The sequence below is a fragment of the Devosia sp. LC5 genome (assembly GCF_000735585.1).
GTDB lineage: Bacteria > Pseudomonadota > Alphaproteobacteria > Rhizobiales > Devosiaceae > Devosia.
Genome location: NZ_JNNO01000016.1, coordinates 1 through 23,247, shown reverse-complemented (window position 1 = coordinate 23,247; position 23,247 = coordinate 1). Strand labels below are relative to the sequence as shown.

Genomic DNA, 23,247 nt, shown 5'->3' with positions numbered 1-23,247 from the left:
TGTTCGGGCGATCCTAGCGAGCGGGGGTCGGGCCGTCCATTGGATGCCCATTCCCCCAAAATCCCACACAGTTAATCCCCTCTTAAACCCCTTGCCCCATCCTCCTCCCAAAACGGCACACCAGATTCGCTGCCGGGATCAATGCCTGAGGTAAGTATGACGCGAGTTCTGGTTGTCGACGATGATCCGGTACAGCTGCGGCTGACCGCCGAAATCGCCAACCGTGCCGGCTTCAAGCCGCTGACCGCCACCGGGGGCGAACAGGCGCTGACCATTCTGCGCGAGGACCGCAATATCGGCGCCATGATCCTTGATCTGGTCATGCCCGATCTCGACGGGATGGCGGTGATGGAGGCGATGCGCCGCGAGCGGCTGACCACGCCCGTCATCATCCAGACGGCCAATGCCTCGCTCGAAACCGTCATCTCGGCCATGCGCCAGGGCGCGGCGGACTATTTCGTCAAACCGGTATCGCCTGAGCGACTGGTCATCTCGCTGCGCAATGCCATGAAGCTCGATACGCTTGAAGCGGCAATTCGCGCCGAACATGCCCGCAAGACCGGCACCTTCACCGCCGCTGATATGATCGCCAAGGCCTCCACCATGGGCCGCGTGCTGACGCTCTGCGCCAAAGCCGCCAAATCCACCATTCCCGTGCTGATCGAGGGCGAAACCGGGGTCGGCAAGGAGCTGGTCGCCCGCATCATCCAGGGCTCCGGCGAGCGCGCGGGCAAGCCCTTCATCACCGTCAATTGCGGAGCCATTCCGCCCAATCTGGTGGAATCCGTATTATTCGGGCACAAGAAAGGCGCCTTTACCGGCGCCATTGCCGACCAGCCGGGCAAGTTTGCCGAAGCCCATAGCGGCACCCTGTTTCTCGATGAAATCGGCGAGCTGCCGCCCGACACCCAGGTCAAATTGCTGCGCGCGCTGCAGGATGGCGAGATCGAGCCGGTCGGCGCCAGCCGCACCGAGCGGGTCAATGTCCGCGTCATCTCGGCCACCAATCGGCGGCTGCTCAATCTCGCCAAATCCGGCGAATTCCGCGAAGACCTGTACTACCGCCTCAACGTCTTCCCCATCTATGTGCCGCCCCTGCGCGAGCGTATGGAAGATGTGCCGGCACTGGTGTCCATGTTCATCGCCCGCTTTTCAGCCGAAGCCGGCAAGCGGGTGCTGGGGCTCTCCCCCGCCGCGCTTGATTTGCTGCTCGGCTATGATTGGCCGGGCAATGTGCGCCAACTGGAAAACGCGGTTTATCGCGCCATTGTGCTCAGCGACGGCGCTTTCCTTGAAACAGTGGATTTCCCCCAGATCATCGCCCAGGCCTCGGGCCGCGAAACAGCCGTGTCGGCTATCGAGGCCGTGCCGGTGCCTGCCGCCCCTATCCATATCGACACCGCAACCGCCCGCCAGCGGGCGTTTGAAGAACAACCCGCCGCGCCCGACCGCTTTCTCGATGCCTCGGGCGAAATCGCCGCTCTTGCCGAAATCGAGCGCGCCGCCATCGTTTTTGCCATCGAGCATCATGGCGGGCGCATGTCGCGCGTCGCGCGCGCCCTCAAAATTGGCCGCTCCACCCTCTACCGCAAGTTGCACGAATATGGTCTGGCTGAGGAATTGATCAACGACGCAGCATGACGGCAGGGTATGAGCGAGCCTATTCCGGTCTTTGATGGCCATAACGATATTCTGGGCCATCTGGCGACCTCCGATGTCGCCGATCCGGTCGCAGCCTTCCTCACCGGCTCATTTGCCAGCCATATCGACCTGATCAAGGCCAGGACAGGCGGCTTTTCCGGTGGAATCTTCGCCGTGTTCTGCCCCTCGCCGAAAAAACCCGATGGCGCCCTGCCCCCCGGCATGGCCTTCGACATGGCGCCGCTGCCGCTCGAGCTTGAGCCGGCCCAGGCCATGGCGATCAAACAGATCAGCCTGCTCTATCGGCTGGAAGCTGCCGGTGCCCTCGCCGTCTGCCGCAATACAGCGCAGATCAAGGCCGCCATGGCGGCTGGCAAGATTGCCGCGGTGCTGCATCTCGAAGGTGTCGAGGCAATCGACGCCGATCTGCAGTTTCTCGATATGCTCTATGCCGCGGGCCTGCGCTCGCTTGGTCCGGTCTGGAGCCGGGACAATATTTTCGGCCATGGCGTGCCGTTCAACTTCCCCGGCTCGCCCGATACCGGCCCGGGGCTCACCGAAGCGGGCAAGCGCCTCGTCGTCGCCTGCAACCGGCTCGGCATACTGATCGATCTGTCCCACATCACCGAAAAAGGCTTTTGGGACGTGGCCGAACTCTCGACCGCCCCATTGGTGGCCACCCATTCCAATGTCCACGCCATCTGCCCCAATCCGCGCAATCTCACCGCCGATCAGCTCAAAGCCGTCCGCGACAGCGACGGCATGGTGGGCCTCAACTTCGCCACCGGCTTCCTGCGGCCCGACGGCGCATGGCGGCCGGATACCGGACTGGATGTCCTGTTACGCCATCTCGACGCGATGATCGAGGCGGTCGGCGAGACGCGAGTGGGCCTGGGCTCGGATTTCGACGGAGCCATGCTGCCCGCGGCGATTGGTTCATCGGCGGGGCTGCAAGTATTGATCGAGGCCATGCAGCAGCATGGGTTTGGTGAGGCGCTGGTACAGCGGCTGGCGCATGGCAATTGGCTGGACCTATTGGCGCGGGTGATTGATCGCTAGAGCGTTGATCCCCGCCACCACCGCTTCCGTCACCCCCGGCTCCGACATGGCGTGCCCCGCCCCCTCGACCAGCACAATCTCCGCATTCCCCCATGTCTTTGCCAGTGCATATGACATCGCAGGCGGACACAGCAGGTCAAACTGCCCCTGCACGATCACCCCCGGAATAGACTTGAGCCGCCCGGCCCCGGCCAGCAATTGGCCCGTCGCCAGAAACGAGTCCTGCGCAAAGTAATGCGCTTCCATAAAGGCAGTTGCCGGCAGCCGGCCGCCATTGTGGATGTCGTCCAGATCAAGCCGATTCATACCCGGCCGAGCCTCCGACAGCACCCGTTCGGTATCATGCCAGGCGCGAGCAGCGGGGCCGTGGATTGCCGGATTGGGATCGAGGATGCGGCGAAAATAGGCATCAAGCGGGCTGAGCCGCTCGTGCGGGGTGAGGATGCTCAGGAAGTCCTCGTAGAGCCCCGGATGGAACGCGCTGAGCCCCGTACCAAAAGCCCAGTCCAACTCGGCCCGCGTGCCCAGAAACGTTGCGCGAAGCACCAGCCCGCTAACCCGCTCAGGAAAGGTTTGCGCATAAGCCAGCCCCAGGGTCGCGCCCCAACTGCCGCCGACCACCAGCCAGCGCTCGATCCCCAGCGCAGTCCGCGCAAGCTCCATATCGGCGATCAGATGCTGAATAGTGTTGTGCTCACGCGACCGAGCCGGCCGGCTGCGCCCTGCCCCGCGCTGGTCGAACAGCAACGCGCGAAACCGTGCCGGGTTGAACAGCCGCCGATGCGATGGCTGGCAGCCGCTGCCTGGGCCGCCATGCAGATAGACGGCGGGAATGCCATCGGCGCGGCCCACGGTTTCGACATAAAGGCTATGTCCGTCACCAACATCGAGCATCTGGCTGGTGAGCGGCGCGAAGGGATCGCCCCCGCCGTCCGGTGGCGTCATGGCAGCTCCGGCTCCAGCATCCCGCCGGCGAAATTGCGATAAATGAAGCGATCGCCGCCCTCGCTCGATTCCCGCTCGGCGGTTTTGAAAATGCTCTCATGCAGCGGCGACAGGTGGCAGGCCGGATCGGCATTGCCAGCATTGCCGGTCAGCGCAAAAGCCTGGCAGCGGCAGCCGCCATAATCGATCTCCTTGAAGGCGCAGCTCTGACACGGCTCGGGCATCCAGCCGGTGCCGCGATAGCGGTTGAAGGCATCCGAATTCTGCCAGATCCAGGCGATGGAATGATTGGAGCGCACCGATTCAAAATTGAGCTCGGTGATCGTCTCGGCGGCGTGACATGGCAGGATTCTACCCGAGGGCGTGATGTTGAAAAACTGCCGTCCCCAGCCGCCCATGCATTTCTTGGGGCGCAGGGCATAATAGTCGGGCACCACGAAATCGATATCGAGAATGCCGCGCAGCCGCTCGCGCTCTTCCTCGACAATCGCCGTGGCCTCATCGATCTGCTCGATGGTCGGCATCAGCGCCGCGCGGTTCTTCAGCGCCCAGCCGTAATACTGCACATTGGCGACCTCGATCCGGTCGGCGTCGAGCTGCACGGCCAGCGCAATCATGTCGCGCAGCTCATGCAGGTTCTGCCGATGCATCACCGCATTGACGGTGAGCGGTAGGCCCAGTTCGCGCGACCACTGCGCCACTTCGAGCTTTTTGGCATGGCCATTCTTGAAGCCGCCAATGCGATTGGCCAGCGCCGGATCATTGGCCTGGAAGCTGATCTGGATATGAGCCAGCCCCGCATCGGCTATCTCGGTGAGGCGCTCCTTGGTGATCAGCACGGCCGATGTGATGAGATTAGTATAGAGCCCCAGGTCATTGGCATGGCGCACCAGCTCGACCAGATCTTTGCGCACGCTGGGTTCGCCGCCGGAAAAATGCACCTGCAGCACGCCGATTTCGGCCAGCTCGGTCAGCACCTTCTTCCACTCGTCAGTGGTCAGCTCATTGCCCGCCCGCTCCATTTCCACCGGATTGGAACAATAGCCGCATTGCAGCGGGCAACGATGGGTCATTTCCAGCAGCACCGCCAACGGAATGCCATAGGCTTGCGCAACGGATTGGCCTTCGAGGACGGCGAGACCATCATTGGCATCGCTCAGTGCCGGGCTCATGGCTTTGCCGCCTCGACCAGAAAGCCGGAATCCGCCAGATCCTGCAGCATGGCGATGATGTCGCGGGCAATCTCCTCGCGCGGCGCATTGTAGATGGCGGCCAGATGGTCGGTAATGTCAGCAACGCTGCGCCGCCCATCGCAGAGCTTGAGCACCTCGACGGCGATCTCGTCGGGCGCCATCACCCGCTCGGGCACCAGCAGCACCCAGCGCTGCCGGGTCTCATCGAGCCGCAATTTCGTACCCCGCGCCAGGGTGGGCACGCTGGCCTCGCTCACGCTCATGCGACGCCGTGTGGCCGGGGCGATAAACTCGGTCATGATGCAGCCGGCACGAAAGCGCCCGGCGGCACATGCCCCTCGACATAGGCGTGATAGAGGGCATCGAGCTGCACCCAGAGCACATTGGTCTTGAAGATCAGCGCATTGCACACCGCCTGCCGCTCAGCCGGGGTCCTGGCATTGGCCTTGACGTAATCGAGCGCGAAATTGGCATCGCGCGGGGCCTGTTCCAGCCGGCGCTTGAAATAGCTCATCACGCCGGGATTGATGAAGTCGTAATGCTCCAGCATGCCCGAAATCCGCTCTTGATGCAGATTGGGCGCGAAGAGTTCGGTCAGCGAGGAGGCGATGGCTTCCAGCGGGCTGCGGTCTCGCACGAAATGGATATAGGCATCCACTGCAAAGCGCGTGGCCGGCAGAATGCCCTCGGCGGATTCGACGTAGTCATTGTCGAGGCCCAGGCCCGAGGTCAGTTGCAGCCAGCGTTCGATACCGCCTTCGCTCCCCACATCGCCATCATGATCCTCGATGCGGTGGCGCCATTCAATGCGGGTCGCCCGGTCGCGGAAGCGAGAAATGACCACGGCGTCTTTCAGCGGAATCGAGCTTTGATAATAATAGCGGTTGAGCGCCCAGGCCTGCACCTGGCCCTTGTTCAGCTTGCCGCCATGCAGCAGGTGATGAAAGGGATGCAGGTTGTGGTAGCGAATGGCGCCGATGGCGCGCAGCTGCGCTTCCAAATCTTCGGCATTGTCGAGCCGCGCGTCGGACGCGACCGAAAAAGCTGTCATGGCCGTCAAAGCATCATCTCCATCCCATCGGCAGGAATGATCCATCCTGCCTGTTCTATTGCCTGCCGCTCAGGCGCATCGCGCCGCCAGGCCGGGTTTGAATTGTTGATATGCAGGAAGACCTTGCGGCCGATCTCGAGCCCCGCCAGCGCCGGCATGGCCACATCCATGGCGATATGGCCCATGCGCTGCCCGGTTTTTGGTCCCAAGCCCAGGGCGATCAATTCATCATCGCGCCACAACGTACCGTCGAAAAAGACGAGATCGGCCCCGGCCAGCTTTTCGGCGACTTCAGGCGTAACGGCAGAGCAGGCGGCGAGGAAGACCAGTACCTTGCCATTGCGCGTGATACGCAGGCCCAGCGTATCGCCCTCGTCATTCTCGGCCGCGCCTTCGAGATAAAGCGCGGTTTTGCCGGGGGCGATGAAGGGCTCGATGAGCAGCCCCGAGCCGGAACCATCGGGCAGCGTCGGCTCGAAGACCGCATCCGTCTCGATGGCGATGCGCTTCACCTTTTCCGGGTTCAGCGCATTGAAAATGCTGTTGGCCCGCAAAATCGCCTGCACGCGCTGATGCGCATAAAGGGCAAAGGGCGAGCCTTCGCGCAGCGACAGCAAGCCCGTCACCGCATCGACCTCGCCATTGGTCAGGATCACCCCGGCAATCGGGCTGTGCCTGAGAGCACGAGGATGCAGGGCTGGCGTATCGATGACCTGCTGGCGCAGATCAGGCGACGCATTGATCAAAAACCAATGCTCGCCATCCCCGCTAATGGCGATCGAAGCCTGGCTCGCGCGCAGGCCCGGCTCGCGTCGTGCTGCAAGGCAATTGTCGCACCCGCAATTCCATTGCGGCAGGCCCCCGCCTGCCGCGGAGCCCAGGATGACTATCTTGATCATTGTCCTCGCCCGCGGCAGGCCAATTCCCTACTTGCGCGTTGCGCAAGCGTACATGTTGATTTCCATGCTGACGGGAATTTCGATGATGGTGGGCTTTTTCCAGGCCATTTCAGGTCTCCTCACGAAGGCGGCGGGATTGCCGCCGGCGGTGAGGGTGACGATTGGCCGGCTGTAACGCACTCTATGGCCGCAATAGCTTTTGCCTATAGTGCTGGTAGCGCCTAGAAATCCTCTTCGGTATCCAGTGCCAGAAATGGCGGCGTCGGCAAGATATCCGGCAGGACATAAGCCGTCGAAGTCTGCTGCAGCAGCTCGAGCAGGCTCGCATAAGGCTCGGTGCGGCGATATTGCGAGGGCACCAAAGCCACGATGCGGCGCGGCGGCGCCTTGACGCGATAAAGCCTGACCCCGCCCGGCGGACCATTGCCGGCAATGGTGGCCAGAGCTGGCGCCAGGCATACCCCCGACCCGGCCCGCACCAGGCCAATGGCCGTCTCAAAACTGCGGCATTGCGCCACGACGCGATGCTGCGGCAGCAGCCGGTCATACCAGTCTGCGACCCGATTGGCGTGCTGGCTGCCAAAGGTGAACTGGATGGATTGGTTGAGCCGCGCCAATTGTTCCGCCGACAATTCACGCTGCGGATCGGCAATGCCACCCAGCGTCAACGACTCGGGCACGACCAGCACATAGGGGTCTTCGATCAGCGGGACCTGCACGAAGCCGACACCGGCCTGGGCCACCGAATTAGCCGCGAGCAGACCGATATTGACCCGCCGCCCATAGAGCAATTCCAGAATATCGGCCGGTGCGCTTTCCTGTATATCGAAATCCACCTCGGGAAACTGGCTCTGCATCTTGCCGATGGCCGCGGGCAGCAGCACGCGCAGCACCGAATTGATCCCCGCCAGCCGCAGCGTCAGCCGCTTGCCGCCAGAGAATTGGGCCAGCCCATCCTCCAGCTCGCGCATGTTGCGCAACACCTGCTCGGCCTTGGGCAGCAGGTAACTCCCCGCCTCGGTTAGCGCCATTTCATTGGAGCGGCGATGAAATAGCAATGTGCCGACATTGGCTTCGAGCTTGCTCAATTGCTGGGAGATCGAAGGTTGCGCCAGCCCCAATTGCTTGGCCGCCTTGGTCAGCGTTTCCGAACGGGCCACCGCCCAGAAGATGCGCAATTGGTGCAGCGTGACCTCGCCGGCCTTCTGGCGCGCGGCAGATTTGGTGCCGCCGGCACGCTTGATCTTTGCGCCTGCTCGTTCATCATCCATCGCCGCCGGCCCCTGTCAATTTCGCGCGGCTAGAGCTAAGGCGAACCGGCTGGCAGTGCAAAGACCATGTTGTCGACAAACTGAATACGATGTAGGTTCGTGTGCGCTTGAAACCGCGCCGGCCGGCTGACAAGCATGGCGTAATCGCGCAGCAGCCTTTGGAGCAGGACTGAACATGGCTATGGCCAAGACCCAGAAAATCAAGCCGGCCACCGAAGCTCCCGCCAATGGCCGCGTACGTGGGCAAGGCGCCCAGACCGTCTATGAGCGGCTGCGCCAATCCATTCTCGACCTCGAACTCGAGCCGGGCAGCCCGCTCGACGAATCGAGCTTGTCCGAACAGTTCGAAATGTCGCGCACCCCGATCCGCGAGGCGCTGGTGCGGCTTTCGGGCGAAGGGCTGGTAACCACGCTCCCCAATCGCAACACGGTGGTGTCCAGTATCGATTTCGTGCGGCTGCCGCTTTATTTCGAGGCGCTGACGCTGATGTATCGCGTCACCACGCGCTCGGCGGCGGTGCATCGCCGGCCCGAACATCTGCTGGCCATTCGCGGCTTTGAGGGCGCCTATTCGGAGGCAGTGGCACGCCGCGACGCGCTGGGCATGATCCAGGCCAATCGCGATTTTCACATGGCTATCGCCGAAGCGGGCGGCAATATCTATTTCACCAATCTCTTTGGCCGCCTGCTTGATGAAGGCCGCCGCATCCTGCGGCTTTATTATTCCTCGTTCGACGACAAGCTGCCGCGCCAATATGTGGACGAACACGGCGCCATGGTCGCTGCCATCGAAGCGGGCGACGGGGAGCTGGCCGACAAACTGGGCGCCGAACACGCCGCCCAGATCGTGCGGCAAATCCAGAGCTATATCGCCCGCGACACCGCCGCCAACATCACCCTGACGGAAGCCCGCTAATGGCCCGTATCGCCATCGCCGGCGCCGGCATTATCGGCGCCGCCATTGCCACCTGGCTGATCGATCAGGGCCATGACGTGACGGTCTTCGAGCCCGAGCCCGATGGCCTGCCCACCTCATCAGGCAACGCCTCGCTGATCGCCCTGCCCGAAATCGCGCCGATTGCCAGCCCCGGTATTCTCAAGGCCGTGCCCGGCTGGCTGCTCGATCCGCTGGGGCCGCTGACCCTGCGCTGGACCGACGTTCCCGCGCTCCTGCCCTGGCTTCTGGCCTTCCTTGCCTCGGCCACCCCGGCCCGCGGCGTCAAGGTGCGCGAGGCGCTGACGCTATTGATGACAACGGCCCTCGCCGATCATGAAGAACTTGGCCACAAGGCGAACCTCACCGGCCATTTGCGGCAAACCGGCTATGTCTCGGTGCATGACAGCGAAAAAAGCGTCGCCTCCGCCTTGCATGAAGCCGGCGTGGTCAAGGCCGCACTGGGCTATGATTTCGAGCGCATCACCCCCCAGCGTGCGCGCCAATTGGTACCGCAGCTGGAGGGCAATTTTGCCGGTGCCATCTATCAGCCCAGCTATTGGACCGCCTCCAATCCCCTGACCATCCTGCGCCACTATCAAGGCTTCGTCAGCGGCCGCGCCAGGCTGGTGCCAGCCAAGGTCACGCGGCTGACGCAGGGCGAAAACGGCATCACCGTCATCACGGCATCCGGCCAGGAAACCTTCGACAAAGTCGTGGTCGCCGCTGGGGTCTGGTCGCGCGATCTGGTGCGTGGGCTGGGCGCCAAAGTGCTGCTCGAAAATGAGCGCGGCTATAACACCACCTTCACCGATCTGGACTGGAACCTGCCCATGCCGGTGGGGTTTGCCGATCATGGCTTTATCGCCTCGCCACTGGTCGATGGCCTGCGTGTCGGCGGCGCGGTGGAATTGGCCAAGCCCGATACCGCCCCCAATTTTGCCCGCGCCAAAGCCATGCGCACCAAGATGCGGCGCTATGTGCCGGCTTTGCCCGAAACCGGCAAGCAATGGATGGGCCGCCGCCCCTCGACGCCCGATTCCCTGCCCGTCATCAGCCGCCATCCCGGCGATGATCGCGTGGTCTATGCCTTCGGCCACGGCCATCTCGGCCTGACCCTGAGCGCCGTCACGGCGCGGCTGGTGGCTGGTCTCATTGCCGACGCCCCGGCCGATCCGGCGCTCGCCCCTTTCAGCATTACCCGCTTCCAATAGGCCATCATGAGCAAGAAGAGCTTTTTCTGTATCGACGCCCATACAGCCGGCAATCCGGTCCGCGTCGTGGCCGGCGGCGGCCCCGACCTCAAGGGCGATACGATGAATGCACGGCGCGAGCATTTCCTGGCCGAATATGACTGGATCCGCACCGGCCTGATGTTCGAGCCGCGCGGTCATGACGTGATGAGCGGCTCGATCCTTTATCCCGCCTTGCGCGAGGATGTGGACGGCTCGATCCTCTTCATCGAAACCTCGGGCTGCCTGCCCATGTGCGGCCATGGCACGATCGGCACGGTCACGGTGATGATCGAAGAAGGCCTGGTCACGCCCAGGACACCCGGCAAGCTGCGGCTCGAAGTGCCGGCCGGGATCATTGAAGCCGAATACACTATGGACAATGCGGGCCATGTGATCGACGTCCGCATCACCAATGTGCCCTCATTCCTCTACGCCACCGGGCTCGATATCGACCTGCCCGGCCTCGGCCCGCTCAAGTTCGACGTCGCCTATGGCGGCAATTTCTACGCCATTTTCGAGTCCCAGCCCGGCTTTACAGATATGAGCCAGCTCTCGGCCTTCGACATCCAGCAGCTTTCGCCCATGGCGCGCCGTCTGATCAACGAGAAATATACCTTTCAGCATCCCGAATTTCCCACCATCAATGGCCTGCACCATATCATGTGGACCGGCGCCCCGGTGAACCCCAAGGCCGACGCCCGCAACGCGGTGTTCTATGGCGAAAAAGCCATCGACCGCTCCCCCTGCGGCACCGGCACCTCGGCGCGCCTGGCCCAGAAAGCCGCGCGCGGCGAGCTCAAGATTGGCGAGAGCTTCGTGCATGAATCGATCATCGGGAGCCTCTTTGTCGGCCGCGTCGAAGCCGCCACCAAAGTCGGCCCCTACGACGCCATCGTCCCCTCGATTGCCGGCCAAGCCTGGATCACCGGCTACAACACCATCTTCCTCGACGACCGCGATCCGTTCGTGAAGGGGTTTACGGTGAACTGAGGGGTCCTCTGCGGGGGGCGTTTGTCGGGCGTCGTCACTTTCGTGACTCCCTCCACTCATCGTCATCACCCGGCTTGTCCGGGTGATCCATCGCTCAGCACGCGCGACCACAATGGATTGCCCGGACGAGCCGGGCAATGACGACAGAAGGGCCAGCTTAGGAAGGACGCAGGGAGTCCTCAGTGAACACTGCCCCGCATCGGAGCCCCGATCAGAACCCGTACTTGGTCAAATCCGGCCGCGTCTTCAGCCCCTGCTCCACGACCGCGCGGATAGCCTTTTCCTCATCCCCAACCAGCTCCAGCCGCGGCTGGCGCACCACTGGTGACGTGCCGCGCACAATGGCTTCGCACAGCTTGATATTCTGGACGAATTTAGGGCCGATATCGAGATGCAGCAGCGGCAGGAACCAACGGTAGATTTCCATGGCTTCCTTGATGCGGTCCTGCTGCACCAGTTTGTAAATGGCCACGGTCTCCTTGGGGAAGGCGACGACCAGGCCCGCAATCCAGCCATGGCACCCCAGCACCAGGCTTTCCAGCGCCAGATCATCGACGCCGGTCAATAGCTGATAGCGATCGCCCAATGCATTGATGGTCTCGTTGATGCGGCGCGTGTCGCCGGTGGATTCCTTGATGGCGACGAATTTGGGCTCGTTAGCCATCTCCTTGAGCATCTCGGCCGTGATATTGATGCCATAGGCCAGGGGGTTGTTGTAGATGATGATCGGCAGGTTCGAGGCCGCAGCGATCGCGCGATAGTGAAACACCACTTCGCGGTCATCGGCCAGATAGCGCATCGCCGGCAGCACCATCAGTCCCTCGACGCCGATCTTCTCGGCCTCGGCCGCAAGCGCCGCACCAGTGCTGGTCGAGTCCTCGGCAATGGTCAGCACCACCGGCACCCGGCCCGCCGCCGCTTCGATGGCCGCCTTGGCGATGGCGAGCTTTTCCGCGACCGTCAGGCTCGAGGCCTCGCCCAGCGAGCCGCAGACCACGATGGCGTCGACGCCACCCTCAATCTGAAACACCACGTCGGCCTTGACGCCGTCGAAATCGACCTGCTGGTCCGCCGTCATCTTGGTGGTGATCGCGGGCAGCACACCGCGGAAATCACTCTTTTGCATGCCTAATTCCTCATTGTCGCATAGCGTCGCTGCAACCAGATTTAGAGTTTTGTATTTAGTTTGTCGACAACAAAAGCGACAAAGAAACGTCCCACGGGGCTCTCAAGTTTGCTTGGGAGAGCCATACACCCACGGTGTCATTCCCGCGCAGGCGGGAACCTCTGTTTTCTTGCTAAGAATGCCGAGCCGAAAATTCGCCGCCGCTAGCCGCGCGTGAAATCCACCGGAACGCCCAGCGTTTCGCTGCCGCCGCTCGGTGGTGGCGGAAAGGGTGCGGCCCGCGTCACTGCATCGACGGCTGCCTGATCGAGCGCCGGATTGCCGGAAGAACGCACCAGGCTCACGCCCGCCAGCCCACCGCCGGCTGAGACGGTGAACCTTACCACGGCCGTTCCCGTCGCCCCACCGGCCGAGCGCGGATAGCGCCTGGCATTGTTCAGCCGCCGCGACACCTGGTTCTGCCAGGATGCCATTTGCGAGGCCCCGCCGCTGCCTTGACCCTGCTGGCCGGCAGCGGCCCGCGCGGCGGCGCTATCCGCATTGCTCTGCCCGCCATTGCCGGCCGGCGGCGGTGGCCGCGTGGCTTCGCGCGAGGCTTGCTGCGTCGGTTGTTGCTGCGGACGGGGCCGCTGTGTGGGTGCGCTGGGCCGTTCGAAACTCAGCGTCCGGGGCACCGGAGCTGCGTTCAACTCGCTCTCCTCGACCGGCTCGAGCGGTTCAGCTGCCACGGGCGCAACCGTCTCGACGGGTTCCGGGCTGGTGACTGGTGTCGCCAGCACTGCGATGTCCATCGTCTCAACAACCGGCTCGACGGGTTCGACCTCGACGGGTTCGGCTGCAGCGGTTTCCACCGGTGGCGCCTCGTCCTGCTCAAGCGGCTCGACAGGCTCGGGCGGCACCGCCGGCTCGACCGGCACTTCGGCGACCTGGGTTTCGGGCTCCACCGGCTCGAGCGTTTCGCTCGGCGTCGTCGCAACGATTTCGCCGCCAGCCGAGATCATATTCTCCGAGGCACCATCCTCGATGGTGGAGGTCTCATTGCTCGAAACCGAGCTCACCGAAACGATATCCACCGTCACCGCGCCCGGCGGCGGCGCGTCCTCGGGCTGCGGCCAGGCAAAGCCGATAAAGGCCATGCCGAAAATGCCGGCATGCACCAAGACCGAACCTGGCAGGGCATAGCGCATGTCAGGGGGTCCGCGCCGGCACGGTGACAAGGCCGATGCGGCTATAGCCGGCGCCCGACAATTCGCCCATCACTTCCATGATGGCGCCATAGGCCGCCGTCGTATCGCCGCGCACATAAAGCCGCTCATCGGTGCCCTCGACAGCCAACGCCTCAACACTGCTTACCAGCGTATCCAGCGTTACCGGTTCGCCCTCGATGGAGAGCGCGCCATCGGGCTCGACCGTCACCGTGATCGGCTTGGTCTGCAGCGGCATGGCCTGCGCCCGCGTCTCGGGCAGGTCGATCGGCACGCCCATGGTCATCAGCGGGGCGGCGACCATGAAGACGATCAGCAGCACCAGCATCACATCCACCATCGGCGTGATGTTGATGTCGCTGATCGGGGCCCTGCCCCGGCCACGCCTGCCTTTATTATTGCCCAGCGCCATGCCCATCAGAGCGACTTTCCGGCATCGAGCTGCCGCGACATCAACGCCACCAGCCGATTGGCAAAGCCTTCCAGCCGCGCGATCAGCTTGCCCGCATCGGCGCTGAGCTTGTTGTAGGCGATCACGGCGGGGATAGCCGCCAACAGCCCCAAAGCCGTCGCCAACAACGCTTCGGCAATACCCGGCGCCACGACGGCAAGGCTGGTATTTTCCGCCGCGGCAATGGCGGTAAAGGCGTTCATGATCCCCCAGACCGTGCCAAACAGGCCCACGAACGGACCGGCGCTACCAATGGTAGCGAGAAAGCCAAGGCGCTTTTCCAGGTCCGCGCTCTGCTCGCTCACGGCCAGATCGAGCGCGATTTCAAGCCGGCTCTGCAGGCCCACCGCATTATCAGCCTGAACCGCATGGCTCTTGTCCCATTCTTCCATGGCGGCAAGGAACACGGCCGAAAGCCCATGGTGCCCGCTGCCTGCGTAATCAGCCCGCAACTCGGCCAGGGGACGGCCGGAGGCAAAGGCCCGATCGAACGCGGCCATTTCGCTCTTGGCCTTGCCATAGGCGGCCAGCCGATTGGCGATGATCGCCCAGACCCAGACCGAGGCGATGACCAGCCCGATCATCACCGATTTGACCACCCAGTCCGCCTGCATGAACAGGGCGAACATGGAAAAATCATGCGCTTGCGCTGCTACGTCCATCTGTCCCGTCCTCAAACGCCAAAGGCAATGTCGGGCCGCGTCGTGGTGACGAGGCCGTCAAGGCACGCCGTCGCAGCAATGCCCGTGCCTTCGCAGGCGGTGATATCGTTGATCAGCAGGCGCCCGATGCCGTCACAGCTGAGATTCTTGAGCTCGAATTGCAGCACCTTGGTCTTGCCTTCGGCCAGCGCCTTGAAATCGAGCGTCACGATCCGGTCAATAGCGCCATCGCTGGTAAAGAACGCCACTTCCACCGCGGCACGGTCGAGCTGGCCGCCCAGATTATTGGTGGCAAGAAACGTCACCCGGCAGCCGTTCTCGGCGGGCTGAAGGGCATTGAGTTCGACTGCCAGAGATGGCGCAGTGGCGGGTGCAGCCTCTTGCGCCAGCACAGGGGCGCTGAGAGCGAGTAGGCTGAACAGAAGGGCGGGGATTTTAGACATCATGCAACCTTGCTTTGTGGTGCCGCAGCGACGAAACGCTGCGCCGACTGCGGCAAGACGAAGGGAATATTGCCGGTGGGAACAGCGCCCACCCGCATCGGACAATCGAAAACCTCGGCGATCAGGCCATCGGTCAGCACCTCGGCGGGCGTACCGGCGCCGGCCACCGCGCCATTGCGGATCGCCACGATCTGGTCGGCATACATGGAAGCCAGGTTCAGATCGTGCAGGATGGCGATGACGCCGCCCCCTGCCGCCGCGAACTGACGCGCCACATCCATGATCATCAACTGGTGCTTGATATCCAGACTCGATACCGGCTCATCGAGGAACAGGAACCGCGGCACCCCGTCGAGCACCGGCTCCCACACCTGGCAGATCACCCGCGCCAGTTGCACACGCTGCTGCTCGCCGCCCGACAATTCGCCGTAGAACCGCCCGCCAAAGCCACTGAGATCCACCCGCGCCAGCGCCTCGTCCGGCAACCGCCGCAGGGCCGCGAGCGATACGCCCGGCCGGCCGGCGGTAAGCCCCAGAGCCACCACTTCACGCACCGTGAAGGGAAACGGCAATGTACTCGATTGCGGCAGCACGGCCCGCAACGTGGCGGCAGTGCCCAGGTCCATGCTGGCCACATCGCGGCCATTGATGCTGATACTGCCGCTGAACGCATAGTCCCGGCACAGCGCCTTCATCAACGTGGATTTACCCGAGCCATTGGGGCCGATAATGGCGGTCACCTGCCCCGAACGGGCGGTAAAGCTGACGCCATCGAGAATGCGCCGCTGGCCGATTTCAACCGCGATATTGTCGACATGGATCATGGCGTCACCAGGCAAGGGCCGCGCGCTTGCGCAGCAGGATCCAGAGGAAAAACGGCCCGCCCACCGCGGCGGTCACGATGCCGATCGGCAATTCCGCCGGCGCAACGATCAGCCGGCTGACGGCATCCGCCATCAGCAGGAAGGAGGCGCCCAACAGTGCCGAGGCCGGCAGCAGATAGCGATGGTCAGGCCCGATCACCAGCCGCAGCAGATGCGGCACGACAATGCCGACAAAGCCAATGCCGCCACTGACCGCCACCGAGGCACCGGTGGCTGCCGCCACGGCGACAATGACCACGCGTTTGAACCGCTGCACAGGAATACCCAGATGCCCGGCCGTCGCCTCGCCCAGGGTCAGCGCATTGAGCCCCTTGCCCAGAAAAGCCGAGACGGCCAGCGCCACGACGATGATCGGGCCGGACGCCATGATCTTGGTCCAATTGGCCCCCGACAGCGAGCCCATGCCCCAAAAGGTCAGGTCCCGCAATTGCGCGTCATTGGCCACATAGACCAGTACACCCGTGACCGCCCCGGCCAGCGCCCCCAGCGCAATGCCGGCCAGCAGCATGGTGGCAATCGCCGTCTGCCCGCTGCGCGTCGCCACGCGATAGAGAATGAACGTGGTGATGAGCCCGCCGATGAACGAGGCAATCTGCAGCGCATAAATCCCCAGAAACGCCGTCAGCGGCGCCAGCATCGTCGTGCCCAAAACGATAATGCCCACCGCGCCCAGCCCCGCCCCGGCCGACACGCCCACCAGCCCCGGATCGGCCAGCGGATTGCGGAACAGGCCCTGCATCAATAGCCCCGACACCGCCAGCGCGGCCCCGATCAACACGCCCAGGATCATGCGCGGCAAGCGGATATTGTAGATCACCGCATAATCGCGCACCGCCTGCACCTCGCTCTCGGGTACCAGGCCAAACCAGCCTCCGATAATGGTAGAGGCCGAGGCGCCGGATGCCCCCGTGGTCATCGAAATGGCCATGGTCACCACCAGCAACAGCGCCAGGGCGATCACCACCATGCGGCCAAGCCCGCTGCGGTCGCCCTCGGCACGCTCGGCAATGGCACCATTGATGGACATGACCTGGCTCATCCTGCCTACTCGCCGTAAAGCGCGTCGACGAGCTCGGAAACCGCTTCGGCCGTGCGAGGGCCGAAGCCCAGCAGATAGGCGCCGTCCAGCCGGATGATGGCGTGATTGCGCCCCGCCTCGGTCAGTGCGATAGCCGGATTGCCGATCAGATCGGCATTGCTGGCGCTATGGTCCCCACCGCGATCCATCATCAGGATCACATCGGGCGCCGCCTCGATAATGGCTTCCTCGGTCAGCGCCTTGTAACCCGAATATTCGTCGATCGCATTGACCGCGCCAGCCAGCGCAATAATGCCATCAGCCGCCGTCCCGGTGCCCGAGGCCTGAATCTTGCCGCCCTCGGCCGAAAGCACGAACAGCACGCGCTTGCGCTCGGCAATATTGGCGGTGCGCTCCTCCACGGCCTTGAGCGCCGTATCGAGTTCCGTGGCCAGCGCCTCGGCCTTGTCAGGCACGCCCAGCGCCTGCCCCACAGCCCGCACCTTGACCAGGATACCTTCATGACTGAAGCCTTCGGGCACAGTCTGATATTCCACACCGGCATGGGAGAGTACGTCGAGCGCCTCGGGCGGGCCGCTGCCCTCGATTACCAGCAACGCGCTGGGGCTGACCGACAGCACGCCTTCGGGCGCCAATTGGCGCATATAGCCCACATCAGGCAGCGCCGCCGCCGCTTCGGGATAGGTCGCCGTCTGGTCGCGGGCGATCAGCTTGCCCTCCTCGCCCAGCGCATAGATGATTTCGGTCAGCGAGCCGCCGATCGACACCAGCCGCGAACTATCGGCAAAGGGATGCAGCTCCTGCGCATTGGCCGGCAGCGAGGCCAGCGCCACAATCGCACCGGCGGCCAGGAAACGCTTCAAAGACAAAGTCATGACTGATCTCACGCAGCGTGGGTTTGGGCAAAGAGCGGCAGCGACTCGACAATCGTCCGCCAGGCGACGCGCTCGTCAAAACCTTCCTGGCGCTTGCCGAAGAACTGGATGATCAGCTCGCGCTGCGCGTCATAGACTTCCACCGACGTCACATGACCATCCGAAGTCGGCTTGCGCACCGCCCAGACCGCGGCAACCTGGTCGAGCCGCAAATGCAGGTGGAACGTGTCGTCCATCACATTGAGCCAGGGCCCCATGGTCTTGATGGTCTTGACCGGCCCGGCATGGATCTGGATGCAGCCGTGATTGCCGACAAAGGCCATCAGCGGCAATTCGGTGGCCGCGGATTCCTCGAACAGCTTGGCAACAGCCGCGTGATCGAGCTGGAAGGCATAATCCTCGCCCACCATTTCGAGTGCATCGAGCCGGGGCAGGTTGAGCGCCTTGATCATGCCGAAAAACTGGTGCGTGTCGGTCATCGCGGCCCAGCGCTCGCGCAGTTCGGCGATACCGGCGGCTTCGCCCAGCGGCTCCGGCGCCTCGGCCTCGCTCACCATGATGCCTTCGGACTGGTCCGCATGGCGCAGATTGGCGATCAGCAGATCCCAGGCCTCGAAATTGGTCGAAGGCCGCGCATGCACCTTATGTACGGCCACGCCCTGCTGGTCGAAAAACTGCAGCGAACGGCGCACCGCGCCCTCGTCACCCGCCTTCTCAACCGCAAAGCCGAAGGCCCAGCGCGAGGGAAAAATGCGCAGATCGATCTGCTCGCCCAGCACCATCGAAGCGCGCGGCCCGATCACCACCTTTTCATAGGGGCCGATCTTTTCATGCACCGCGCTTTCATTGCGGGTCAGCGCCATGACCTCGCCGCAGGCGCGCAACCCGTTAAGCAGCAGATCGAGATCGACCTGCAGCCGCACGGCGCTGCGGCCCACTTCGGCGGCAACCAGCTCGCCCTCGGAAATACCGTGGATACGGGCGAAGTCGCGCTCCCGCATTTCGGGGTGGCGCGCCCGCAATTCGCGGATCTGGGCGGGAGTCCTGGTGGTTTTTTCGGTCATGGCTTGGCCTATTTGGTCAGAATGAGCTTGTCCTGGCGGGTGATGCGCAACCGGTATGGCACCCCGTTATGCAGCAGCACGATTTCGTCCCCGCCGCCGAACAGCTCTGCGGTGGTGACGGTTCTGGTGCCTTGCGGCGCCGCATTGGCTTGCTCGCCCGGCCGGGAATGATCGCTTCGTTGCATCACTAATGTCTCGTCGGATCAGGGGCTTGACTGTGCCTGACAGCAGCGGCCGGCCTGTCCATAGTTTCTTGACTCTACTAGTCATGTTAATTACAGGACGCAATAGGTGATTTTAAGAGTCAGCTTAAAGATCCGATCACGAAACAGCCAGCCAGCCGCCAGCCAAAACCGACAAACCAAACAGACTACTGGAGTTAACAATGGGGCTGGTCAGGTCGCATGCGGCCGCACTGATGTGCGGCGCGGCGTTGAGTGTGGTTGGAATGGGGGCGGCTTTCGCCCAATCCACCACCACGAATGCAAGCAATATCACGATGCTGGAGCGTCTGGTGATCGGGGCGGGGGCGCCCAAGATCGCCATCGACACACCGCAAGCGGTGACCGTGGTCAATCAGGCCGATATCGACGCCACGCAGGCCACCAGCATCGGCGAGGTGCTGAGCACCGTACCCGGCGTCACCATCATCGGCTCGGATCGCATTTTCGGCGAATCCTTCAACATCCGCGGCATCGGTACGGCCGAAACCTCGGGCGATGAAGCGCGCATCATCGTCAATGTCGATGGCGCCAAGAAGTTCTACGAGCAATATCGCATGGGCTCGTTCTTCTCCGATCCCGAACTCTATAAGCAGGTCGAAGTGCTGCGCGGCCCGGCCTCCTCGACATTGTACGGCTCGGGCGCCCTGGGCGGGGTGATCAACTTCACCACCAAGGACGCCTCCGACTTCATCACCGAAGGCCATACCGGCGCCGCCCGGCTCAAGACCCAGTACAGCTCCAATGGCGATGGCACATTGCTCTCGGGCATTGTTGCCCAGCAGGTCAACGAGAGCTTCGACATTCTGGCTGCAGGCAATTGGCGCCGCTCGGAAGAGTACGACCTGGCCAATGGCAATACCCTGTCCGGCTCCGATTTCGATGCGCTGTCGGGCCTCATCAAGGGCACGGCCCGCTTCGGCGAGAATGACGAACAGGTTCTGCGTCTGTCCTACCAGCGCTGGAGCAGCGATGCGGAGAACCAGGACTATGCCCAGACCGGCACCGTGGCCCAGTTCGGCCTTGTCGACCGCGAAGTCGTCGATCAGACCGCCGTGCTGAGCTACGAGAACGCCGACAGCGACAACCCCTGGGTCGACCTCAAGGCCAATGTCTCGTTCTCGGACACCTATGTGACCCAGTCCGGCTCGTCAATCGGACCGATCGGGGACGCTGAATACGGCTACCGCACCTGGCAGGCCAATATCCAGAACACCTCCGAATTCGACACGGGCGACTGGGTGCATTTCCTGACTTATGGCCTTCAGGGCAGCTATCAGGACCGCACGGCTTTCACCACGCTTCCGGTTCCAAATCCCGCCATCACCACCCACCCCGAGGGTCAGGACACGCGCCTCGGCGTCTTCGTGCAAAACGAAGCCATCTATGATGATCGCCTGACCATCATCGCTGGCGGGCGCGCCGATTTCGTCTGGCAAACGCCGGAGCAAACCTCCAAGGGCGAACGCAATATCGAGGACGTCGCGCTCTCGCCCAAGATCGCCGCGCTTTACGAGTTCAACGACAATTTCTCGGTCTTCGGTTCGGTCGCCCACACCCAGCGTCTGCCCACGCTCGACGAGCTCTACCAGTACAATGCAACCAAGGTCCCCAGCCTCGGTCTCGAAAAGGAAAGCTCCAACAATTTCGAAGCCGGTTTCGCGCTGTCGGGCTACGAACTGATCCAGGAAGGCGACCAGGCCAGCGTCAAGGTCACCGGCTTCTATAGCGCGCTGACCAATATGATCGAGTCCTCGCCCAGCGTCGCGGGCAATCCCTATTTCCGCAATATCGGGGAAGCCACGATCTATGGCATGGAAGTGGAAGGCGCCTATGAATCCGAACGCCTGTTCGGCCGCGTCGCCTATACCGCAACGGTCGGCGAGGACGATCAGACCGGCGAGGCGCTTACCTCCATCCCTGCCCACAAGCTGGTGGTGACCCTTGGCGGGCGCGAGCCGGAATATGGCATCGAATATGGGGCCAAGGCGACCTTCGCGGCATCGGCCGATACCGGCGTGACCCCGTCGGCCGGCGGCTCGGCAGCTACCCCAGGCTATATCACGGTTGACCTTTTCACCTCCTGGAAGCCCACTACCGGCCCGCTCGAAGGTGCCGAGGTTCGCTTCGGCATCGACAATATCTTCAATGCCGATTACCGCGACAACCAGACCCCGGACCGCTCGCTCGGCCGCACCTTCAAGGTGACCCTGGCCAAGCAGTTCGACTGGTAAATTGAAAGAGGCCCCGGATGAAAATCCGGGGCCTTACTGGTTGTGATTGCTGCAAGGCTGCAGGTCCCCTCAGTTCAAAAACACCGTAACCTTATCCCCGCGCCCCTCTGCATCCACCACTGACAGTGTCACATAACCCGCCCCATCCGGCTGCCACGCATTCTGGCGGGCAAAGGCGGAGCGGCCAAACGGCGCGCCATTGGCAAAAAAGGTAAAGGGCGGCACCCCGTCGCGCACCTTGACCATCAGCGAAGCCGTGCTGCCCGAGGCCAGCCCCAGATCGACATCCACACCATCGGCGGGGAAGGCAATCTTGGGGGCGGCGTCACGCGCCACCACATCCTCATTGGGATGGCGGAACCGGCGCAGCGGCGCGGGCAATTGGGTATTGGAGGCAAACAACACGCCCGGCGGCGGCCTGCGCAGCGGCGCAGAACGGCTCCCCAGCCGGTCGAAACTCTCGAACAGGATGGGCGCAGCCCCGATAATCCCGGATAACCCCGGAACCGGCGCACCATCGGGCCGCCCCACCCAGACGCCGATCACAGTCTTGCCGTCGAAGCCAATGGCCCAGGCATCGCGATAGCCATAGGACGTGCCGGTCTTGTAGGCGATGCGGCCAGGCGAGCCATTCAGCGGCGGCGGCACGTCAGCCAGGATGTCAGCGACATACCAGGCCGCGACCGGATCGAGCACCGGCGCCGGCTTTTCGAACGCCAATGTCGTATCCGGCTTGACCCCATCCCTCAAGCGCACCGGCGAGCCGCCGCGCGCAATGGCGCCATAGATGGAGACCAGATCACGCAGGCTAATGCCCACCCCGCCCAGCCCGACGGCCAGGCTCGGCGCCGTGTTGACCGGCAGGCGCGGATCGGCATAGGCCCGTTTCATCCGCGAAATCAGCCGCGATGGCCCCACCGCGTCGAGCACCACCACGGCGGGGATATTGAGCGATTCCGTCAGTGCCTGCCGCACGGTCACCGTGCCCCGGCTGAAGCCATCGAAATTGACCGGCACATAGCCGCCAAAGGCGGTGGGCCGGTCTTCGATCAGGCTTTCGGGATGGGCCAGGCCCAATTCGAAGGCGAGGCCATAGATCAGCGGCTTGAGTGTCGAGCCGGGCGAGCGGATCGCGCTGGTCATGTCGACATAGCCGGCGCTCTCGGCATTGAACAGGCCGGCCGAGCCGACCGAAGCCAAAATCTCCCCCGTCTGGATATCGGCGGCAACAATCGCCACGGACACTTTGGGATCGATCTGGCGCGCCCGCGCCGCACCCAGCCGCTCCAGCGCATCCTGCAGACGCTTGTCCACCGTCAGCCCGATCTGGCGCATGCCCGGCTGGGCTCGCAAAGCCTGCTCGGCCATGTGGCTGGCGAGCATAGGAAACTGCTTGCGCGCCGTCGGGATCGGCTCCTGCTTGGCCGCTTCCGCCTCTTCAGCAGCAAGGACACCGGCGGTGACCAGCCGGTCGAGCACCATATCGCGGCTGCGCCTGGCGGCATCGGGGTCGCGATCGGGCCGCCGCGCTTCAGGCGATTGCGGCAGGGCCACCAGCAAAGCCGCCTCCGCCGTGGTCAGCCGCGTCGGCTCCTTGCCGAAATAGGCCAGGCTCGCCGCACGAATACCCTCGATATTGCCGCCATAGGGCGCCAGCGTCAGGTAGAGATTGAGGATCTGGTCCTTGCTCAATTGCCGCTCGAGACTATCGGCATGCACCATCTGGCGCAGCTTGCCCCAGACGTTCCGCGTCGGCCCGCCTTCGATCAGCCGCGCCACCTGCATGGTCAGGGTCGAGCCACCCGAGACCACATTGCCCCCGGCC

The 23,247-nt window shown here is 63.4% G+C and carries 24 protein-coding genes; 6 read left to right on the top strand and 18 right to left on the bottom strand.

From position 1 onward, the window contains the following. Positions 1–156: 156 nt before the first annotated feature. Both FF80_RS10300 and FF80_RS10295 read left to right on the top strand, forming a co-directional pair. The gene (locus FF80_RS10300; RefSeq protein WP_035100007.1) at positions 157–1,641 is read left to right on the top strand and encodes a sigma-54 dependent transcriptional regulator; all 1,485 of its coding nucleotides are present in this window, start codon (positions 157–159) and stop codon (positions 1,639–1,641) included. 9 nt (positions 1,642–1,650) lie between these two features. Next, on the top strand, positions 1,651–2,700 hold the full coding sequence (locus tag FF80_RS10295; RefSeq protein WP_035100005.1) for a dipeptidase: 1,050 nt from the start codon (positions 1,651–1,653) through the stop codon (positions 2,698–2,700). Here FF80_RS10295 and pip read toward each other — a convergent pair. The 7 genes from pip to FF80_RS10260 form a co-directional block, all read right to left on the bottom strand. Then, complete coding sequence (gene pip / locus FF80_RS10290) at positions 2,674–3,645, bottom strand: prolyl aminopeptidase (RefSeq protein ID WP_035100003.1); 972 nt, start codon at positions 3,643–3,645, stop codon at positions 2,674–2,676. The genes FF80_RS10295 and pip overlap by 27 nt on opposite strands. Beyond that, on the bottom strand, positions 3,642–4,817 hold the full coding sequence (gene pqqE, locus FF80_RS10285; protein ID WP_035100002.1) for a pyrroloquinoline quinone biosynthesis protein PqqE: 1,176 nt from the start codon (positions 4,815–4,817) through the stop codon (positions 3,642–3,644). The genes pip and pqqE overlap by 4 nt, the downstream gene beginning before the upstream one ends. Then, positions 4,814–5,137, bottom strand: a complete 324-nt coding sequence (pqqD, locus tag FF80_RS10280; protein ID WP_152558337.1) for a pyrroloquinoline quinone biosynthesis peptide chaperone PqqD — start codon at positions 5,135–5,137, stop codon at positions 4,814–4,816. The genes pqqE and pqqD overlap by 4 nt, the downstream gene beginning before the upstream one ends. Next, positions 5,134–5,898 (bottom strand): pyrroloquinoline-quinone synthase PqqC, encoded by a 765-nt coding sequence (gene pqqC / locus FF80_RS10275; protein ID WP_035100001.1) that lies wholly within the window; start codon positions 5,896–5,898, stop codon positions 5,134–5,136. The genes pqqD and pqqC overlap by 4 nt, the downstream gene beginning before the upstream one ends. Beyond that, positions 5,895–6,788 carry a pyrroloquinoline quinone biosynthesis protein PqqB gene (gene pqqB / locus FF80_RS10270; protein WP_035099999.1) on the bottom strand — a complete coding sequence of 298 codons (894 nt, stop codon included), beginning with the start codon at positions 6,786–6,788 and terminating at the stop codon, positions 5,895–5,897. The genes pqqC and pqqB overlap by 4 nt, the downstream gene beginning before the upstream one ends. A 27-nt stretch (positions 6,789–6,815) precedes the next feature. Next, complete coding sequence (pqqA, locus tag FF80_RS21375; protein ID WP_081917371.1) at positions 6,816–6,896, bottom strand: pyrroloquinoline quinone precursor peptide PqqA; 81 nt, start codon at positions 6,894–6,896, stop codon at positions 6,816–6,818. 113 nt (positions 6,897–7,009) lie between these two features. Then, the gene (locus FF80_RS10260; RefSeq protein WP_081917370.1) at positions 7,010–8,059 is read right to left on the bottom strand and encodes a LysR family transcriptional regulator; all 1,050 of its coding nucleotides are present in this window, start codon (positions 8,057–8,059) and stop codon (positions 7,010–7,012) included. A gap of 181 nt (positions 8,060–8,240) precedes the next feature. Here FF80_RS10260 and FF80_RS10255 point away from each other — a divergent pair, with 181 nt between their 5' ends. Genes FF80_RS10255 through FF80_RS10245 form a run of 3 tightly spaced genes read left to right on the top strand, consistent with a single transcriptional unit; the run spans position 8,241 to position 11,218 of the window. After that, entirely contained in the window at positions 8,241–8,975 is a 735-nt protein-coding gene (locus tag FF80_RS10255) for a GntR family transcriptional regulator (RefSeq protein WP_052153402.1), read from the top strand. After that, complete coding sequence (locus tag FF80_RS10250; RefSeq protein ID WP_035099996.1) at positions 8,975–10,207, top strand: FAD-binding oxidoreductase; 1,233 nt, start codon at positions 8,975–8,977, stop codon at positions 10,205–10,207. Before FF80_RS10255 ends, FF80_RS10250 begins: the two co-directional genes overlap by 1 nt. 6 nt (positions 10,208–10,213) lie before the next feature. Beyond that, positions 10,214–11,218: a 4-hydroxyproline epimerase gene (locus tag FF80_RS10245; RefSeq protein WP_035099993.1), complete on the top strand. Its 1,005-nt coding sequence runs from the start codon at positions 10,214–10,216 to the stop codon at positions 11,216–11,218. Between the two features lie 211 nt (positions 11,219–11,429). Here FF80_RS10245 and FF80_RS10240 read toward each other — a convergent pair whose 3' ends face one another. The 10 genes from FF80_RS10240 to FF80_RS21370 form a co-directional block, all read right to left on the bottom strand. Beyond that, positions 11,430–12,344, bottom strand: a complete 915-nt coding sequence (locus FF80_RS10240; RefSeq protein ID WP_035099990.1) for a dihydrodipicolinate synthase family protein — start codon at positions 12,342–12,344, stop codon at positions 11,430–11,432. Between the two features lie 203 nt (positions 12,345–12,547). Next, positions 12,548–13,531: an energy transducer TonB gene (locus FF80_RS20965; RefSeq protein ID WP_052153390.1), complete on the bottom strand. Its 984-nt coding sequence runs from the start codon at positions 13,529–13,531 to the stop codon at positions 12,548–12,550. Between the two features lies 1 nt (position 13,532). Continuing rightward, positions 13,533–13,967 carry a biopolymer transporter ExbD gene (locus tag FF80_RS10230; protein ID WP_035099988.1) on the bottom strand — a complete coding sequence of 145 codons (435 nt, stop codon included), beginning with the start codon at positions 13,965–13,967 and terminating at the stop codon, positions 13,533–13,535. Continuing rightward, positions 13,967–14,662, bottom strand: coding sequence for a protein TolQ (gene tolQ, locus FF80_RS10225; RefSeq protein WP_035099986.1), 696 nt, complete (start codon positions 14,660–14,662; stop codon positions 13,967–13,969). Before tolQ ends, FF80_RS10230 begins: the two co-directional genes overlap by 1 nt. Positions 14,663–14,673: 11 nt before the next feature. Beyond that, positions 14,674–15,108: a hypothetical protein gene (locus FF80_RS10220; RefSeq protein ID WP_052153389.1), complete on the bottom strand. Its 435-nt coding sequence runs from the start codon at positions 15,106–15,108 to the stop codon at positions 14,674–14,676. Continuing rightward, complete coding sequence (locus FF80_RS10215) at positions 15,105–15,929, bottom strand: heme ABC transporter ATP-binding protein (RefSeq protein WP_052153388.1); 825 nt, start codon at positions 15,927–15,929, stop codon at positions 15,105–15,107. Before FF80_RS10215 ends, FF80_RS10220 begins: the two co-directional genes overlap by 4 nt. A 4-nt stretch (positions 15,930–15,933) precedes the next feature. Then, positions 15,934–17,016: an iron ABC transporter permease gene (locus tag FF80_RS10210; RefSeq protein ID WP_244445751.1), complete on the bottom strand. Its 1,083-nt coding sequence runs from the start codon at positions 17,014–17,016 to the stop codon at positions 15,934–15,936. 17 nt (positions 17,017–17,033) lie between these two features. Further along, positions 17,034–17,903: an ABC transporter substrate-binding protein gene (locus tag FF80_RS10205; RefSeq protein WP_035099983.1), complete on the bottom strand. Its 870-nt coding sequence runs from the start codon at positions 17,901–17,903 to the stop codon at positions 17,034–17,036. A gap of 8 nt (positions 17,904–17,911) precedes the next feature. Continuing rightward, entirely contained in the window at positions 17,912–18,967 is a 1,056-nt protein-coding gene (locus tag FF80_RS10200) for a hemin-degrading factor (RefSeq protein WP_035099982.1), read from the bottom strand. A gap of 8 nt (positions 18,968–18,975) precedes the next feature. Then, positions 18,976–19,152: a hemin uptake protein HemP gene (locus FF80_RS21370; protein WP_081917369.1), complete on the bottom strand. Its 177-nt coding sequence runs from the start codon at positions 19,150–19,152 to the stop codon at positions 18,976–18,978. Positions 19,153–19,352: 200 nt separating this feature from the next. Here FF80_RS21370 and FF80_RS10195 point away from each other — a divergent pair, with 200 nt between their 5' ends. Continuing rightward, on the top strand, positions 19,353–21,422 hold the full coding sequence (locus tag FF80_RS10195; RefSeq protein ID WP_052153387.1) for a TonB-dependent receptor: 2,070 nt from the start codon (positions 19,353–19,355) through the stop codon (positions 21,420–21,422). A 69-nt stretch (positions 21,423–21,491) separates the two neighbouring features. Here the strand turns inward: FF80_RS10195 and pbpC are convergent. Then, positions 21,492–23,247 (bottom strand): penicillin-binding protein 1C (gene pbpC / locus FF80_RS10190; protein ID WP_035099980.1); only part of this gene is annotated, 1,756 nt, incomplete at its 5' end.